The organism is Binatus sp. (SeqCode), from assembly GCF_035272065.1.
Classification (GTDB): domain Bacteria; phylum Desulfobacterota; class Binatia; order Binatales; family Binataceae; genus Binatus.
Map to the genome: position 1 here is coordinate 13,962 of NZ_DATEQZ010000081.1, position 15,054 is coordinate 29,015.

17 protein-coding genes and 2 tRNA genes are annotated in these 15,054 nt (G+C 61.3%); 9 read left to right on the forward strand and 10 right to left on the reverse strand.

The window, feature by feature from the left end; translation table 11 throughout:
* Positions 1 to 41: 41 nt before the first annotated feature.
* Positions 42 to 1,061, reverse strand: a complete 1,020-nt coding sequence (locus VJX68_RS15250) for an Ig-like domain-containing protein (protein WP_324096572.1) — start codon at positions 1,059 to 1,061, stop codon at positions 42 to 44.
* A gap of 6 nt (positions 1,062 to 1,067) precedes the next feature.
* A complete protein-coding gene (locus tag VJX68_RS15255; protein WP_324096573.1) occupies positions 1,068 to 2,141 on the reverse strand; it encodes a hypothetical protein in 1,074 nt (357 codons plus the stop codon).
* Between the two features lie 284 nt (positions 2,142 to 2,425).
* Here VJX68_RS15255 and def point away from each other — a divergent pair, with 284 nt between their 5' ends.
* The gene (gene def / locus VJX68_RS15260; RefSeq protein ID WP_324096574.1) at positions 2,426 to 2,974 is read left to right on the forward strand and encodes a peptide deformylase; all 549 of its coding nucleotides are present in this window, start codon (positions 2,426 to 2,428) and stop codon (positions 2,972 to 2,974) included.
* Positions 2,975 to 3,219: 245 nt separating this feature from the next.
* Here def and VJX68_RS15265 read toward each other — a convergent pair whose 3' ends face one another.
* Positions 3,220 to 3,510: a hypothetical protein gene (locus tag VJX68_RS15265; RefSeq protein ID WP_324096575.1), complete on the reverse strand. Its 291-nt coding sequence runs from the start codon at positions 3,508 to 3,510 to the stop codon at positions 3,220 to 3,222.
* 208 nt (positions 3,511 to 3,718) lie between these two features.
* Here VJX68_RS15265 and VJX68_RS15270 point away from each other — a divergent pair, with 208 nt between their 5' ends.
* From VJX68_RS15270 to VJX68_RS15285, 4 genes are read left to right on the forward strand one after another with little or no spacing between them, the layout of a single operon-like run.
* Entirely contained in the window at positions 3,719 to 4,672 is a 954-nt protein-coding gene (locus tag VJX68_RS15270; RefSeq protein WP_324096576.1) for an ABC transporter ATP-binding protein, read from the forward strand.
* Positions 4,672 to 5,508 carry an ABC transporter permease subunit gene (locus tag VJX68_RS15275; protein ID WP_324096577.1) on the forward strand — a complete coding sequence of 279 codons (837 nt, stop codon included), beginning with the start codon at positions 4,672 to 4,674 and terminating at the stop codon, positions 5,506 to 5,508. The genes VJX68_RS15270 and VJX68_RS15275 overlap by 1 nt, the downstream gene beginning before the upstream one ends.
* Positions 5,490 to 6,926: a Gldg family protein gene (locus tag VJX68_RS15280; protein WP_324096578.1), complete on the forward strand. Its 1,437-nt coding sequence runs from the start codon at positions 5,490 to 5,492 to the stop codon at positions 6,924 to 6,926. The genes VJX68_RS15275 and VJX68_RS15280 overlap by 19 nt, the downstream gene beginning before the upstream one ends.
* A complete protein-coding gene (locus VJX68_RS15285; RefSeq protein ID WP_324096579.1) occupies positions 6,923 to 7,468 on the forward strand; it encodes a DUF4340 domain-containing protein in 546 nt (181 codons plus the stop codon). Before VJX68_RS15280 ends, VJX68_RS15285 begins: the two co-directional genes overlap by 4 nt.
* On the opposite strand, the gene VJX68_RS15290 is transcribed toward VJX68_RS15285, so the two are convergent.
* The 3 genes from VJX68_RS15290 to nthB are packed head-to-tail and all read right to left on the reverse strand — an operon-like array spanning position 7,465 to position 9,063.
* Complete coding sequence (locus VJX68_RS15290; protein ID WP_324096580.1) at positions 7,465 to 7,749, reverse strand: nitrile hydratase accessory protein; 285 nt, start codon at positions 7,747 to 7,749, stop codon at positions 7,465 to 7,467. The genes VJX68_RS15285 and VJX68_RS15290 overlap by 4 nt on opposite strands.
* On the reverse strand, positions 7,746 to 8,348 hold the full coding sequence (gene nthA, locus VJX68_RS15295) for a nitrile hydratase subunit alpha (RefSeq protein WP_324096581.1): 603 nt from the start codon (positions 8,346 to 8,348) through the stop codon (positions 7,746 to 7,748). The genes VJX68_RS15290 and nthA overlap by 4 nt, the downstream gene beginning before the upstream one ends.
* A gap of 7 nt (positions 8,349 to 8,355) precedes the next feature.
* The gene (gene nthB, locus VJX68_RS15300; RefSeq protein ID WP_324096582.1) at positions 8,356 to 9,063 is read right to left on the reverse strand and encodes a nitrile hydratase subunit beta; all 708 of its coding nucleotides are present in this window, start codon (positions 9,061 to 9,063) and stop codon (positions 8,356 to 8,358) included.
* Between the two features lie 134 nt (positions 9,064 to 9,197).
* On the opposite strand from nthB, the gene VJX68_RS15305 reads away from it, so the two are divergent.
* On the forward strand, positions 9,198 to 9,737 hold the full coding sequence (locus VJX68_RS15305) for a hypothetical protein (protein ID WP_324096583.1): 540 nt from the start codon (positions 9,198 to 9,200) through the stop codon (positions 9,735 to 9,737).
* Between the two features lie 14 nt (positions 9,738 to 9,751).
* Here the strand turns inward: VJX68_RS15305 and VJX68_RS15310 are convergent, their stop codons facing one another.
* From VJX68_RS15310 to meaB, 4 genes are all read right to left on the reverse strand, one after another.
* Positions 9,752 to 11,284, reverse strand: a complete 1,533-nt coding sequence (locus tag VJX68_RS15310; protein ID WP_324096584.1) for a hypothetical protein — start codon at positions 11,282 to 11,284, stop codon at positions 9,752 to 9,754.
* A 27-nt stretch (positions 11,285 to 11,311) separates the two neighbouring features.
* Positions 11,312 to 11,388: transfer RNA gene (locus tag VJX68_RS15315), tRNA-Met, on the reverse strand.
* Positions 11,389 to 11,446: 58 nt separating this feature from the next.
* Positions 11,447 to 12,172 (reverse strand): metallophosphoesterase family protein, encoded by a 726-nt coding sequence (locus VJX68_RS15320; RefSeq protein ID WP_324096585.1) that lies wholly within the window; start codon positions 12,170 to 12,172, stop codon positions 11,447 to 11,449.
* Positions 12,173 to 12,191: 19 nt separating this feature from the next.
* On the reverse strand, positions 12,192 to 13,235 hold the full coding sequence (gene meaB / locus VJX68_RS15325) for a methylmalonyl Co-A mutase-associated GTPase MeaB (RefSeq protein WP_324096586.1): 1,044 nt from the start codon (positions 13,233 to 13,235) through the stop codon (positions 12,192 to 12,194).
* Between the two features lie 125 nt (positions 13,236 to 13,360).
* Between meaB and VJX68_RS15330 the strand changes: the two genes are divergently transcribed.
* The 3 genes from VJX68_RS15330 (at position 13,361) to VJX68_RS15340 (ending at position 15,047) form a co-directional block, all read left to right on the forward strand.
* Complete coding sequence (locus tag VJX68_RS15330) at positions 13,361 to 13,795, forward strand: hypothetical protein (RefSeq protein WP_324096587.1); 435 nt, start codon at positions 13,361 to 13,363, stop codon at positions 13,793 to 13,795.
* A 10-nt stretch (positions 13,796 to 13,805) separates the two neighbouring features.
* Positions 13,806 to 14,699 (forward strand): 4-(cytidine 5'-diphospho)-2-C-methyl-D-erythritol kinase, encoded by an 894-nt coding sequence (locus VJX68_RS15335; RefSeq protein WP_324096588.1) that lies wholly within the window; start codon positions 13,806 to 13,808, stop codon positions 14,697 to 14,699.
* 272 nt (positions 14,700 to 14,971) lie between these two features.
* Positions 14,972 to 15,047: transfer RNA gene (locus VJX68_RS15340), tRNA-Gln, on the forward strand.
* Positions 15,048 to 15,054 lie beyond the last annotated feature (7 nt).

The following is a 15,054-nucleotide window of genomic DNA, read 5'->3' on the forward strand; positions in this document are numbered from 1 at the left end:
GTCCAGGGAAGCGCAGCAAATCAGAACAAAGCTTGCGTCGATTACTTTCCTGAGCCGGAGGCGGTCGTGTCACGTGACGGATGGCTGGGGTCGTCGCTGGTAATGCCCAGGATTTGTAGCGGAGCGGCGCCCGTGGCGGTTGGCCTGAATTGGACGGTTACCTTTGCGGTCTTGCCCTTGGGCAGGTCGAGGACGCCGCTGCCTGCCGTCACAGCGAACGGCGGTACGAGGGCTCCGACCGTCACCTGAAGAGGGAACTTGCCCTTGTTTTTGATCTTGAGGCTTTTGGTCTTGGTCGAGTTGACCTTCACCGTGCCGAAACTCAGGTTGCCGGAGACGCTGAGCGTGCCAGCCAGCGGCGACGGAGTGGCAGTTGGCGTCGCCATCTGAGTTGCGGTGGCGGTGGCGGTCGCAGTCGGCGTTGCTGGGTCGCTCGCAGTCGCCGTCGGGCTTGAAGTCGCCGCGGCGGTGGCGGTCGCGGTCGGAGTGGCGCTGACTGTCGGAGTTCCCGATGCGGTCGCGGTTGGCGATGGAGAAGGTGTCGGGGTTCCGGATGCGGTCGGCGTTGCGGTGACGGTGGAGGTCGCGGTTGCGGTAGTCGTGGCAGTTGCGGTCGCAGTTGGCGTCGAAGTGGCAGTCGCTGTAGGCGACGGCGGAGGAATGACGCGCGCGTCGGCTATCCAGGTACCCCAGTTCGGGGTCGACCCGCTGGTCGCGTATTCCGCCGCGACCCAGATCGAAGTTTCATCGGCGGGGTCAACGCCGGCGCCGGAATAGTCGCCCCACGGGTACGCGTTCGAGTTGTCGGTCTCGGGATTTGTGCTTTTGTTGGTGGCGGCCCCAGCGTGAATGAGCACCGGGGTTCCGAGAGAGTCGGGCGAATCACCCGCTTTGCGCCCATCAACGTAAGCCGACGGGAATTCGGCGGACGACGATTGAGTGAACGACGTGATCAGGTCGTCGGAGCTGTCGAGATCGAGCGAAGGGTAGTAGTCGTAAAAGCTGTTCGTGCCGAAGGTGAAATCCTGGTGGACGGTCGGGTTAGCGCCGCCGGTCAGCACCTCTATCTATTGGAGGCAACTGCGGGTAACCGAGTCTTCCAACGGCGTGCACGCCGCGGTCCCGGTCCCCCATAGGAGGCCATCGCGGAAGATCGCGTTTTCCAGACGCGCATCGCCGGTGTCGATCGGATTCGTCGAGTTGCCCTTCTGCGGCGCAAGAGGAGCATCGGAGTACGTCGCGATCGGCAGCACCGTCGTCGCGACGCTCGAGCCGGCGTCGGGACCGGGAACGCCAGTGACCGACCAAACCGTCACGTGGTTCTGCGTCGAGTATTCATCATCCGAGAGCATGAAGAGCGTGGAAGTTGACGAGCGGCTCGTAGCTGGCTGAACCCCAAAATCGCTGGGATCCTCGTCTGCAGGGTAGAAATCCATCGCCGGGGCGCCCACGCCGGCGACGAGATCCGCCTTGCTCCAGACGATAAACTCCATGCCGAGGTACGGCAAAGTCACGTCGCCGCAGTTGGTTGGAGAGCACGAAAATGAGTTACCGCCGGTGACGACCTTGTCGTCGTTGAATCCGAGCGACGGTTGATCCGGAAAGGCGCCCAGCGTCTCAAAGTTATAGATATAGAAGGGCTGCGTCGGATCCGAACTGCTCGAGACCGCAAGATAGAAAGAGCCATTTTGGGCCATGTTGATATCGGCGTTGTCGAAGATCAAAAACGAAATAAACCATCTATTGGAAATCGTGTCGTATCGGATTCTTGGATCGCTGGAGAATATGGAAGGGTCAACATCGAACAAGCTGTTGAGGTTCAAGGTCGAGATTAGAGTTCCGCTCTTGTCGAAGATCCGTGCGACGATGTTGGTCACTTCGACAACATTGTTCGGTCCCACCGCCACTTGGGTATCCGGCGGCTCGCATCCGGGGCCGCATTGGGAGTCCGGAAACGCCAGACCCAGGAAACTGGTCGATACGGTGGGCGTGGTGGTCAGTGCGAGCGTCGCGAACGATGGTACTTCGGGGAGCGTTGCGCCCGACATCGCGGCTTTGCGCTGGAGATAGGCGACCGGGTTGGCGACCCGCAATGGCTTGAAGTGCCGAGCCGGGATCGCAGCGGCCGGCGGGAGTTTCATTGGATCGACAATCCCGGTTCGTACGGCAAAGGTATGCAGCGGTCGCGGTGCCGCAGTGGACTGAGTTCCCGCGGCGCCTCCGGCCCGTGCGGGAAGTGAAGTCCATGATGCGACGGAGGCGAAAAAAAGCACTATTGCGAACGCCGCAACGGCGCGTCGGGGCGTCACAACAAATCTTCTACGAACACTCATCTGCTACCAAGCGCCGATATAATGTATGCGAGAGCGGGGCACTGCTACAATCAACTTTTTCGCTCAAATGCACTGCGAAGTGAGGGTACGCGATGATTTTGAAAGTTGCACGTCTCGGATTTCCTTCACTCAGGACCGCCTCCAGCCAGGTACCCCCCGACCGCATCAAAACCAAAGAATTTCAGCAGTTGATCGACGACATGATCGAGACGATGTACGAGTACAGTGGCGTCGGGCTCGCCGCCCCGCAGGTGCATCTGCCGATTCAACTGGCAGTGCTCGAGGTGCACGACCATCCGCGGTACCCGGAGATGCCCGAGGTGCCGCTCACGGTTCTCGTCAACCCCATCGTGACGATTCTCGACCGGACGCTCGTCGAAGAGTGGGAGGGGTGCCTCAGCGTGCCTGACCTTCGCGGGCGTGCGCCGCGATTCAAGCAGCTTCGCGTGACGGCGCTGGGCCGCGATGCGGAGCCGGTCGAGATCGTCGCGTCGGACTTCCACGCGCGTGTGATACAGCATGAGACGGATCATCTGAAGGGCGAAGTATACCTCGACAGAATGCCGGACATGCGCGCGCTGGGATTTTTGCAAGAATGGCAAAGATACATGCTGAAGCCGGAGCCGGAGAAGAAGGAGTGAACCTGGGCGCGGAGTGGTGTCTGTTTTTTGTGTCATTCTGATCGAAGCGAATCTCTTTGCCTCGCCCGTTTGTCGGGAGAGGCCGACGCGCTTCCGCGCGCGGCGGATGAGGGACCGAAGTTTCCGAAATTCCGGATATGCGGCGCAACAGACAATCGCGCCGCACAAATTGTCCCTCACCCTAGCCCTCTCCCGACAAACGGGCGAGGGAATAGGAAGGAGACCGAAATTGGATCGAGACGTGCTCACTTCGGCGGCGGCAGAACCAGCGGCATCTTGCCGGTGGCCTTGAACTCCGCGATCGCCTTGCGGAGCTCTTCGTTCTGAGCAGCCAGGATGTTTTGCTCGTTCTGGACTTTCGAGAGTTGGGCTTTTAACTGCTCGTTTTCACTTTGAAGCTTGAGCAGTTGATCGTTGAGCTGCGAGATCTGCTGGGTCTGCTGGTCGATTTGCGTGCGATAGCCGCTCGAATAGAAATAGAAGAGCAGCGCCGCGACTATCGCGACAATCAATCCGCCTATCAGCAATCGTCCCATCTATGCACCGTTCCTTCGTAAGAATAACGCACCGCACTCCCGGAAAAAGTGAATTGACTTCCCCGGCCAGCCGTCTCTAGAATGTCCTGGATCGCACTCCTGCTTTCGGGCGCCATTTGCACTACATTGAGAAGTATGCACGATACCCCGGCGCTATTGAACGCGGGCTCGCGGAATTTCGCACGCGGGATGGGCTAAAGCAGGCTTCATGATAGAGGTCCAGGAGCTAACTAAATATTTCGGCGCCACGCTTGCCGTAAACCACGTTTCGTTCAAAGTCGAGAAGGGCGAGATCATCGGCTTGCTGGGCCCCAACGGTTCGGGCAAGACGACGATCATGCGGATCCTGACGGGATTTTTCCCGGCCACTTCCGGGCGCGCGATGATCGGCGGGCTCGACGTCGCCGAGCATTCGCTGGAGACGCGCCGCCGCGTCGGCTACCTGCCGGAAAACATGGTGCTGTATCCCGACCTCAGCGTCGACGCGCTGCTGGAGTTCGGCGCGCGGGTGCGCGAGATCGATCCGCGGACGACGCACGACCGAATCGAGTACTCGCTCGAGACGTGCGGGCTGAAGGACGTGCGGCGCAAGCTTATCGGCAAACTCTCGAAGGGTTATCGCCAGCGCGTCGGAATCGCGCAGGCAATCCTGAGCGATCCCGAAGTACTGATTCTCGACGAGCCCACGGTCGGACTCGATCCGCGGCAGGTGGTGGAAATCCGCGAGCTGATACGTTCGCTGGCGGGGCATTCGACCGTGCTGCTTTCGACGCACATCCTGCCCGAGGTCAACATGACATGCCGGCGCGTCGTGATTATCGATCGCGGACGAATCGTCGCGCAGGACACGCCCGAGCAACTGACGGCGAAACTGCAGGGTACCGACCAGACGCTGATCACGGTGGCGGGTCCGTCGCCGGCCGTGCGCGAAGCATTGACGGCCGTCAAGTTCGTGCAGCGGCTCGAAGACCGGCCGGTGGACGCCGGCTCGAATGGCCTGTGCTCGTTCGTGGCGTACTCGAGCGGGCATGGCGAGGAAGTCCGCTCGGCGCTGGCGGCATGCGTCGTGCAGCACGGATGGAGTCTGCTCGAAGTCAAACCGATGGCGCTGAGTCTTGAAGATCTGTTCATGCGGCTCGTCACTAAGGAAGAGCGGGTTTAATGTCTAACGGTGCAGCCACGATTGATGTCGCGGGAGCGGCGACCGAATCGCGCCGCGCCGCGATTCGCGCCGCGGGGACTGGCTTTTCCCTGGGCCGGATGCTCGCGGTGACGCGCAAGGAATTGCGCTCGTATTTCGCCTTTCCCCTGGTGTACGTGCTGTCGGGCATCTTCCTGGTGCTGGCGGGATACTACGCGTATACCGACATGGTTTTTTTCGTCACGATCGCGTTTGCCCACGATATCATGCAGAACTACTGGCAGTTGCTGTTCTCGGATATCCGGCTGTGCATGCTGCTGACGCTGCCGTTCATCACGATGCGGCTGTTCGCGGAAGAGCGGAAGCTCGGCACGATCGAGTTGCTCTACACCTATCCGCTGCGCGACGGCGAAATACTCGGCGGCAAGTACCTGGCGTCGGTGGCGATTTTCGTCATGATGCTCGCGCTGACGATCCTCTACCCGGTTTACATTTACAGCATCCACTGGTTTCCGCTGTTCCCGCTGATGGCGGGCTACCTGGGCTTGCTGCTGATCGGATGCGCGTTCATCGCGTGCGGCGTGTTCATTTCGTCGCTGTGCGAGAGCCAGGTGATGGCGGGGATGGGTACGATTACGCTGCTGCTGTTTTTCTGGATTCTAAACTGGAACGAGGCGGCGTTTACCAACTGGTGGCTCGAACTGATGCGCGCATTTTCGCTGTTCGATCAGTTCGGCGGCTTCGCCAAGGGCGTGATCGATCTCGGTCACGTGACCTACTTCATTTTCTTCATTGTCTTTTTTCTGTTTCTGACGCAGCGCTCGATGGAAGCACGCAAGTGGACGGGCCGGCGCTAAAGGATTCGGCGGCGGCCGAGCGCCGCTCGATCTGGCTGAACTACGGGGTGCTGCTCTACACCGTGATCGCGTTCGGCGCCGTGCTGTTCGTCGCCAACGCGATAATTTCGACCTTCGACATCCGCTGGGACCTGACGCCGCAGAAACAATTCTCGCTTTCGGATTTCGACAAGCGCGTGCTCGGCGGACTGACGCACGACGTCAAGGTGATGGCGTTCGTGCGCACAGAGGATCCCGCCTACCTCGAACTCGCGGACCTGCTGTTCCAGGCGGCCGCGTTCACACCGCGCCTGACCTACCAGGTGATCGACGTCAACAAGGCGCCCGGGATGGCGCGCGAGTACGGCGTGTCGAGTTACGGCGAGGTGATCGTGGAATCGCAGGGGCGGCGCCGCGATTTCGACAACGCGCGCTCGGACGAGCTGATTCCGGCTATTCTGCAAATCTCCGCGGCCGCTAACAAGCACATCTACTTCACGATCGGGCACGGCGAGCGCGACCTGTTCAATTCCGATCGCAGCCTGGGCTACTCGCAATGGCGCGGGCAGCTCGAACAGAACAACTATCAGATCGATAACGTGTCGCTGTTCGCCAGCGGGGTGCCCGACGACGCCAGGGTTGTCGTTTCGCTCGGGCCGCAAAAGGACTTCCTGCCCGAGGAACTGGCGGCGCTCGCTAAGTACCTCGGCCACGGCGGCCACTACGTCGCGATCATCGACCCGTACGGATCGCCGACGCTGGTCGATTTCCTGAAAAAGTACTACCTCGATTTTATTCCGCAGGTGGTCGTCGATCCCGCGTATCGGCTGACGGCCGGCGAAATTCTTACGACGCAGATTCCGCTGCGCTCGGAAGAAAATCCGATGAGCCGCTCGATGACCGCGCCGGCAGTGTTCTCGCTGGGACGCGGCGTGATGGTGACCGGCGCGGTCGGCGCAATCGCGCCGGGCGATCTGAAGATCGCCGATGAGGACAAGTTCCTCTCGTCGTCGCATGAGAGCTGGGGATCGGGCGATCCCAACGCGTTGACGACCGGAATCACCGAGTACCAGGCCGGCCGCGATCTCAAGGGGCCGATTCCGGTAGCCTCCGAAATTGACTTCGCGCCCGCGTCGAATCCGCACATTCCACTGCAGCAGATGACGCGGCTGGTTGGGATCGGGAGCAGCGCGTTCGCGTCGAACCAGTTTATCGAGATGCTCGGAAATCGCGACCTCGCAGTAAGCCTGATCAACGAGCTGGCGGGCGACGAGATGCTGATCGCGAGCCGCGAACGGCTCAACAAAAGCGAAACCGCGGCGTTCTATATCAGCGACCAGGAGGCGCGCCATCTGCTGGCTTATGGATCGGTCGTCGAACCCGCGATCCTGTTCTTGATCGCGATCACGGTGCTGGTACGCAGGAGGTTTTTCGCGTGAGCGCGCGTCCTGCAATTTTCTATACGATCGTTTTTTTCATCCTGCTGCCGACCTATTTCTGGATTCAGCCGAGCACCAAGCCTGCCACCGCGCTGGAGCAGAAAGAGGAGAGCCTGCTGAAGCTCGGCGGCGGTATCGACGCGATTACCGTGGCGAGCAGATCGGAATCGCTGCGCTTTCAGAAGACCAAGGACGGCAAACTTTACGAACTCGTCGCGCCGCAGGGAAAATTCGTGCCGCATGACCTGATGGACGCGATGGTGTCGTTGCTGACGAGTGCAAAGTCAGTCGAAGTTGTGGCGGACAATTCAACCGACCTCGCGCAGTTCGGACTCGATCATCCGAAGTCGGTAGTGACTATCGAAGCTCCCGGCCAGCTGCAGCCAATCAAGATAGCGTTCGGAAATGAGAACCCGACGCATACCGCGATCTACGCGCAAATCGAAGGAATCCCCAAAGTGTTCCTGCTCGGCCAGAACATGGAGTACTACCAATCACTGATGTTCCAGTGGATCGAGGGCAAGCAGGGCAAGAACGCCTAGAAAACGTCCACGATGCCCTTTTCTTCGAGCAGCTTCTCCAGCGCGTGCAGGAAATGATCGTAGTACTCGCCGTGATCGGAGGTGCCGTCGCGGGCGCGGATTCTGTCGGACTCGCGGACTTCGGCGATCAGGCGGTCGCGGAATTCGTCCCAGGTGAAATGCCCGGACCCGGAAAGTTGCAGCGCGATTGCAAACGCGCGCGCCTCCCATGGCGCGCTGAAAACGTGGTCGGGGTCGAGGCGCGCGGCGTCGATCAGTTTGTCGAGTGCCGCGTCACTCATGCGCGCGGAGCCTCGACCTTCGCCACGCCGACCATCGAGTCTCGCGTTACAATCGTGGCCAGTTCGTCCTCGCTCATCCGCGCGGTTCCCTTCGGCCGCTGCGGAATTACGAGGTAACGAATCTCCGCGCTCGAATCCCACACCCGCACTTCGGCGTCACGAGGCAATTCGAGACCGAAATCTTGGAGCACGCCGCGCGGATCGCTGACTGCGCGCGAGCGATAGGCGAAGCTCTTGTACCAGACGGGCGGCAAGCCCAGCACCGGCCACGGGTAGCATGAGCACAGAGTGCATACGACGAGATTGTGCACGCGGTCGGTGTTCTCGACGGCGACCAGGTGGCCGCCCTCGGGTCCCGCAAATCCCAGTTCCGCGACGGCGCTTGTCGCATCCGCGAGCAAGCGCTTGCGATAAGTGAGATCAGTCCATGCCTTTGCGACGACACGCGCGCCGTTGCGCGGACCGACGCGGGTCTCGTAGGTGTCGACGATCGCGTCGATAGCCGCCGGATCGATCAGTCCCTTCTCCGTGAGGAGCGCTTCCAGAGCCTTCACGCGCGCGGCCGGCCCGCTGTCATCAGTATTATGATCCCCGCTCATTCTCTTTTTACCTTCCACCCACCTTTCCCACCATCTTGCGTTTCGAGGCCTTAGCCTTTGACTTCGACGCGAGCGGTTCAAGGTAGTCTTCCCACAAATCTATATACAGCCGCTCGCGGCTCGCCGACTTGCCCCACAGCTCGCGCGCTTCGAATGAGACCGAATAACAATGTTGCGGCTTAGTGCCTGCGTGATGCGCGTTGGTGTCGGGGAAGACGAACACTCCCCAGTCGCGCGCGACGACTCCGGCCTTGCCGCGCACGTAGCGCGGCAGGCGAGTGTGCCCGGAAGGATTCAGGTTGCGAGCGCGCACCCGCGAACCTTTGGCATAGCGGGCGCGCGGCGCCTTGGCTCCGGGTTTCTCTTTAACGGGAGCCGGACCCTTGGTCGAGACGGCATTCGCGATCAGAGCCGGATCGATCGACGCATCCTGCTTCGCGAGCAGTTCTTCGCGCGTCACGACACCATGCTCGACAAGCAAAGTCTCGATCGCCGCTAGCCATCGTTCGTAGTAGCTCGACGCGAGGTAGCGCGCGGGCGGAATCCTCTCGATCGCGTGGCGATGCTCGTCGATATTGAAACCCGCCGAGCCCACCACAAAGTTCGCCAGCGCATACATTCGCCCTTCCCAAGCGGCGTGAAAGACTGGTTCATTCTGTTCGCTTACGACCGGTCCGAAACCGTCCATCCCGCCCATGTCATGTACGCCGTTCATCGCCGCGATTATTATTGAGGCTTGCCGATGCGAGCAAGCCGCAATATGTTTTGCTTCCTCGAGGCGCGTCGCTGGATGGTCATTTAGCGACTCTTGTTAGGTCTTGTGTAGCTCTGATAGCCTCCGAAAAACCGATGAAGACCGATCGCAAATCCGATCAATCGCAAGCTGCATGGCCTTTCGATCTTCGTGTCTTCGCCGTAATTGCCGGACTATGGGCGCTGTGCCTGGTGATAATGGCGTTCGTTCATGTTGGTGAGATTGACGTCGTCGACCCGATCGAGACAATTTTCGCCGGCGTGCGATTCAACGGCGACGACGCGCGCCTCGTGCTGATCATCGAGGCGGGAATATTCGCGATGATCGCGCTCGGAGTTTTTACGCATCGCCGATGGGGCCTGTTGCTCGCGCTTTGCTACATGGCGCAGGTCGTGATGAGCCATCTGGCGTTCGCGATTGCGTACCTACCGATTCAATCGGAATGGATGAACGTGCGCGCGGTCGCATCGCAGGGGCCGATGATGGTGCTGATCACGCTGTACCTCTGGATTCGCACGAGCGATTTGATTTTCGATTCGCCCGCCCCGCATGCGCAGCCGCGACCGGCGTCAGATGCGAGTCGCGCGACTACCGGCCCCCGCGACGTCGCCGCTTTGGCGGGCGGCGGAAAGTAGTGCGGCGCTCGCCGTCAGTTCCCGACCGCAAAAAGAATTCCGTCCTGGATAGCGTATGCTGTGCCGTCGATGCCGATGACGGTCGGCGTGTACGCCTCGTCATAACCGGTCGTCAGCATCACCGGTGCCGACAGCATATTGGCCGATAGATCCCAGCGGTACAGGTTGCCGTCTTCGCTATTGACGATGATCGAGCCGCCGGCCGTATCGACCGCCGCCGAGTTGATGCACCATTCCTTGACACCAGGGAGATCGCCATCCGGTGTCGGTCCCACGACGGTCTGGACTTCGTTCATCACCGTGACTCCCGTCACCGGATCCGTTTCGATGGCATTGGGATCGAGCACCGCGACCTTGTTCATTCCGTCGCCGCCGGCGCCGGCGTAGTTGTTGTACTTGGTCGCCAGCAGATAACTCGACGCGCCGCTGTAGGACGGGATGGCCGAGCTCGGAACTACCGACGCAGTGGTATCCCAGCCGAAAGCGCCGGGAGTTTTCGGTTGCGACAGCGTCGCGTTGAAGTGCAGCAACCATCCGCGGTCGTGATTCTCGGCACAGCAGGGATTCTCGAGCACTCCGAAGTAAACGTCGCTATCGGGACCAACGGTTGGTGACGCCGAGCTGGCACTTGGCAGGGTCGCGTCGTTGCCGGAGTCGGGATCTTTCAGCCGCACCCGGGCGATCGGGGCCAGCGTAGTGCCATTGAGTGCGACGAGGTATCCGGCGCTGCCGTTGCTGACGGCGACATAAAGAGTCGTCAGGTCCGGGCTCAGCGCAGGCGCGCAATTCAGCGCGACTCCCGTCATGGTCTGATCCTCGGCCGCGGCCGTAACCGCAATCCATGTCCCTTGCCCGCCGCTGTCGATACGGGCGATACCGCTCGTAAGTTGTTTGTGGTGGGCATCGCGCAACGCGCCCGACGGCTTGGTCACGATGAAACCAAAGTAAATGTCGCCTGCGGAATCCGAGGTGAGCGGGGTGCTGATCAGCACGCCCGCGTTATACTTCTTCTTCCGCTTTTTGTAATTTTTCATCCCAAAGAAAGCGAGCTGCTTCCGACAGTTGCCGGAGCCCGAACAAGCCGCGTCCGGGCTGTCGCGAAAATACACGGTGCCGCCGATTCCGGGGAAATATAGTCGCGGTTGCGAAGTCAGCACCGGGCCGAAGACCGGAAGCTCGGTACTCGGCGGTCGGACAAAGTCAGTGGGCAGCGTCCAGATCAGGGTGCCGTCGATTCCGCTGCGGGCGTCAACGCGGAAGCCTCCGCTGGCGCCGGTCTTGACCGGCACGATCACGGTGTTTGCCGCGGTTATCAGCGGAGAGCCGTAGTGACCTAAGAGCTCGCCACCAGCAGTCTGCGGGTCGAGATCGACGGGCGTCGACCAGATGACCCGGTTCAGCGACTGCGATGCGACCGGAGAATCAGCGCTGTGCTGAGCGTCGCGCGCAAAGCCGTTCCACTGGGCATTGGCAGACGGGGCGAAGGCGAGTGTCGCCGCGACGAACATCATGCGGATTGCGATCGGAGAACATCGGACGCGCTTCATTTTCAATTCAAAGGTCACCTGTATGATTGGTGGCGACGGTAGGAGTCGAACCTACGACACTGCGGATATGAGCCGCATGCTCTGACCAACTGAGCTACGTCGCCACCGGGAATCGTCAAATGTAGCGTGAGCGCGCAACCCGCGAAAGACTGTGAACCCCCCTCAGCGCAGCGGGATGCTGCGGGTCTTCACCGCCTTATGTCCGCGCTGGACCTGGTAGAGCACGCCCTCGGTGAATTCGACGCAGGTCAGCTTGCCGCCGTACACCAGGCCGGTGTCGATGCCGAGTTTGTACGGAAGATCGATCATCACGCCGCGCATCGGAGTGTGGCCGAAGACGACCGTCGCGTCGATTTTGTGCGGATTGAAAATGAACTCCTGCCGAATCCACAGCATGTCCTCGGTCTGCTGCTCCTCGAGCTGACGGGTCGGCATGATGCCGGCGTGGACGAACAGGTAGGGCGGGCGGAGGTAGCTGGTGGCGAGGCGATTCAGAAAGCCGAGGTGCGCGTCGGGCAGGCGCGCGAAGGCGTCCTCGAGGTCCTCCTCGTGCACGCCGTAGCTGTCGAGCGTCGCGATGCCGCCGTTGAAGAGGAACGACTCCCCGTAACTTCCCGGCATGCCGAGGAACGACATCATCATGTCTTCGTGATTGCCCTTCAGGAACACGCATTCAGCCTGGCCGCGTTCGAGATCCAGCGTGAGGTCGATAACGTCACGCGCCGAGGGGCCGCGATCGACGTAGTCGCCGACGAACACCACTGTGTCTCCGGCCGCCGGTGCGATCGACTTGAGAATCGCTGCGAGTTCGTCGGGGCATCCGTGGACGTCGCCGATCGCGAACAGGCGTCCTTGGGGGTCGGTTTTCGATTTTCCTTTTGCCGTCATTGATGATGCGGAGCCGAGGTCAGTCGGTGCGCGGCTTCGAGCTGCCGTTGTGGAGCAGATCGATCAACGATTTGCGGTCTTCAATTATACGACGCGCGGCGCTGTAAGGATTCAGCTTGCCCGCGCGAACTTCGCCGAGCACGCCCGGTGCACCGCCGTCGGCGACGGCGCGCGCGGCGCGCTCCTCGAGTTCCGCCGACAGCACCTCGACGAACTCGCGCGTGCGGCGCTCGGACTCGCGCGCCGCGTCGACGTGCTCGCGCAGGTATTCGCGGTGCTTCGCGATTGCGTCGACGACCGCGTCCACGCCCTTGTCGACCGCGGCCTGCGTGAGCAGCACCGGCGCGCGCCATCCGTCCCCCGAGCGCAAATGCACGCTGAGTTCCAGTTCGGCCTTGATGCGGTCGGCGCCCTCGCGGTCGGCCTTGTTGACCACGAACACGTCGGCGATTTCGTTCAGCCCGGCCTTCATCACCTGCACGCTGTCTCCCGACTCAGGCACGGTAACGACCACGGTGGTGTCGGCGAGATCCATGATCGAAAGTTCGGTCTGTCCCACGCCAACGGTCTCGATAATGATCACGTCGGAGCCGTAGGCGTCGAGCAGTTTGACGATTTCGCGCGCGGCGCGGCTGAGCCCGCCGTGGCTGCCGCGCGACGCGAGGCTGCGGATGTACACGCCGGTGTCCTTGTAATGGTCTGTCATGCGAATGCGATCGCCGAGCACGGCACCACCGGAAAACGGACTCGACGGATCGATCGCGAGGATGGCGATTTTTTTCCCGAGCGCGCGATACTTCGCGATCAGGCGATTGACGAGCGTCGATTTTCCGGCCCCCGGCGGCCCGGTGATTCCAACCACCTGCGCATGACCGGTCTTCGCGTAAATTCGCTCGATGATCGCGCTCGACTCAGGCGCTCGATTCTCGACCATCGTGATTAGCTGCGCCAGCGCGCGCATCTCGCCCGCGTCGAAACGCTTGAGCAGAGCGTCCAGCCGCGCGTCTTTGGTCTCAGGATTCGCGGCGGGCGCGGCAGTATGATGTCGGGATTCAGCAGGCATAAGAGATCGTCCGGTAATGATAGCGGCTTGCGATCGAGTGGCGCAACTTTATGCCTCGGCGGTGAATAGATCGCGCTGGGCGGCATTGTTTTCCTTGCACGAGCGCCTTAGTCTCGGTTCAAGAAATGAAGCTTCCGGACATCTATGCCGACTGGAGGATCGTGATCGGCCTCGGGCTTATCATGCTGGGCGCCGCCAACTGGATCATCGGCGTGGAACGGACGCAGATATACAGCCGAATAATCGTCGCGCATCAGCAACCGTCCGCCGCGGCGACCGACTATCGGAGCTTCGATGAACTCGATGAGAACGCGGGCGGTGCCGCCGTGCTCGAGCCGCTCACCGCTGAACAGCGGCAGGCATCATACGCGACAGCGAGAATGGACTTTTATCACGCGGCATTCCTGGCGGGTCGAGCGATGGTGTTGTTCGGGTTGTTGGTCACGTTGCTTGGCTTCATCAGCGTGATTCAGCAGGATTCGCGCCGCGCCTTTCGACGCTCCGACACTGACGCGCCGATTCCGCGCGGGTTGCCCGGGGCGCCGCGGGCTCCTCAATAGAATCTCGAAGATGGTAACGGAGCTGATCGGGCGCGCGTGCGCGAAGATTAATATGTTCCTGCGCGTGACCGGGCGCCGCGGCGACGGCTATCACGAACTCGATTCGGTCTTTCTGCCGGTCTCGCTCGCCGACGAAATCCGCGTCGAGATCCGCGCCGCGAGCGAACCCTCCGTCATCGTCAACTGCAACCTCCCTGAACTCGCCAGAAACAAAAACAACCTGGCGGCGCGCGCTGCGCGTGCGTTCATGAGCGAATTCGATTTGAGCGCCAAAGTGCTGATCAATCTCGAAAAACACATCCCGGTCGGCGCGGGACTCGGCGGCGGGTCGAGCGACGCCGCCACGATCTTGTGCATGATGGCGGCCGCGGCGCAGCTCACCGACGACGAATCAGCCGGCCGGCTGCGCCGGCTTGCGCTGCCGCTCGGCGCCGACGTGCCGTTCTTTCTCGATCCGCGGCCGTCGCGGGTGACGGGAATCGGCGAGCGGATCGCGGCTCTCGAGGGAGTCCCGCGCATCCCAATCGTCATCGCCGTGCCGCCGTTCGAGGTTTCCACAGCCGCGATCTTTCGCGCGCTCGAGCCCGCCGGATGGAGCGGGGCAGCGCCCGCCGCACATCTCGAAGCGCTCGCGCGCGGCAAAATCGCGCCGGAGCATTTGGTAAACGACCTCGCTGCGGTCGCCATCGCGCAGTTTCCGGAGATTCTTCGCCTTAAAGGATTACTTGAAGATTCAGGTGCGCGCGCGGCGCAGATGTCGGGCAGTGGCGGCGCAATCTTTGGCGTGTTCGACTCGACCGACAAGGCCGAAACCGCCGCGACGAGGATCCGCAAACGTGCGCCGTTCGCAACTGTGTTCGCGGCGACCACGCTGGATAGCGAATGCGACGACGAAGTGGCCTGAATCCACAACTGTGCATTGCTACGCGTGCGACGGATTGACAGCGAAAAACCGCATCAATAACATCGCATTTCCTGCACGCAGGCTGCTAAAGTCGAAAGTCCGGGCAGGTTCGCCGCGAGATTGTGCGCAGCAGTATCGCGGCGGTCGGTCCGTAAAGATTGCTTTGCTCGATTCGCCGGCTGAGCGCCCATATGGCGTTTCGCCGGCTGTCAGTTTTAACGATGTTGATAGGGAGGAGCGCGGGCGCAGGCCGCCTTTGAATCCAAATGCGCTGGGCGGTCGCCAAGCTGGTAAGGCACCAGGCTTTGGACCTGGCATTCGAAGGTTCGAATCCTTCCCGCCCAGCCAAGCTGCC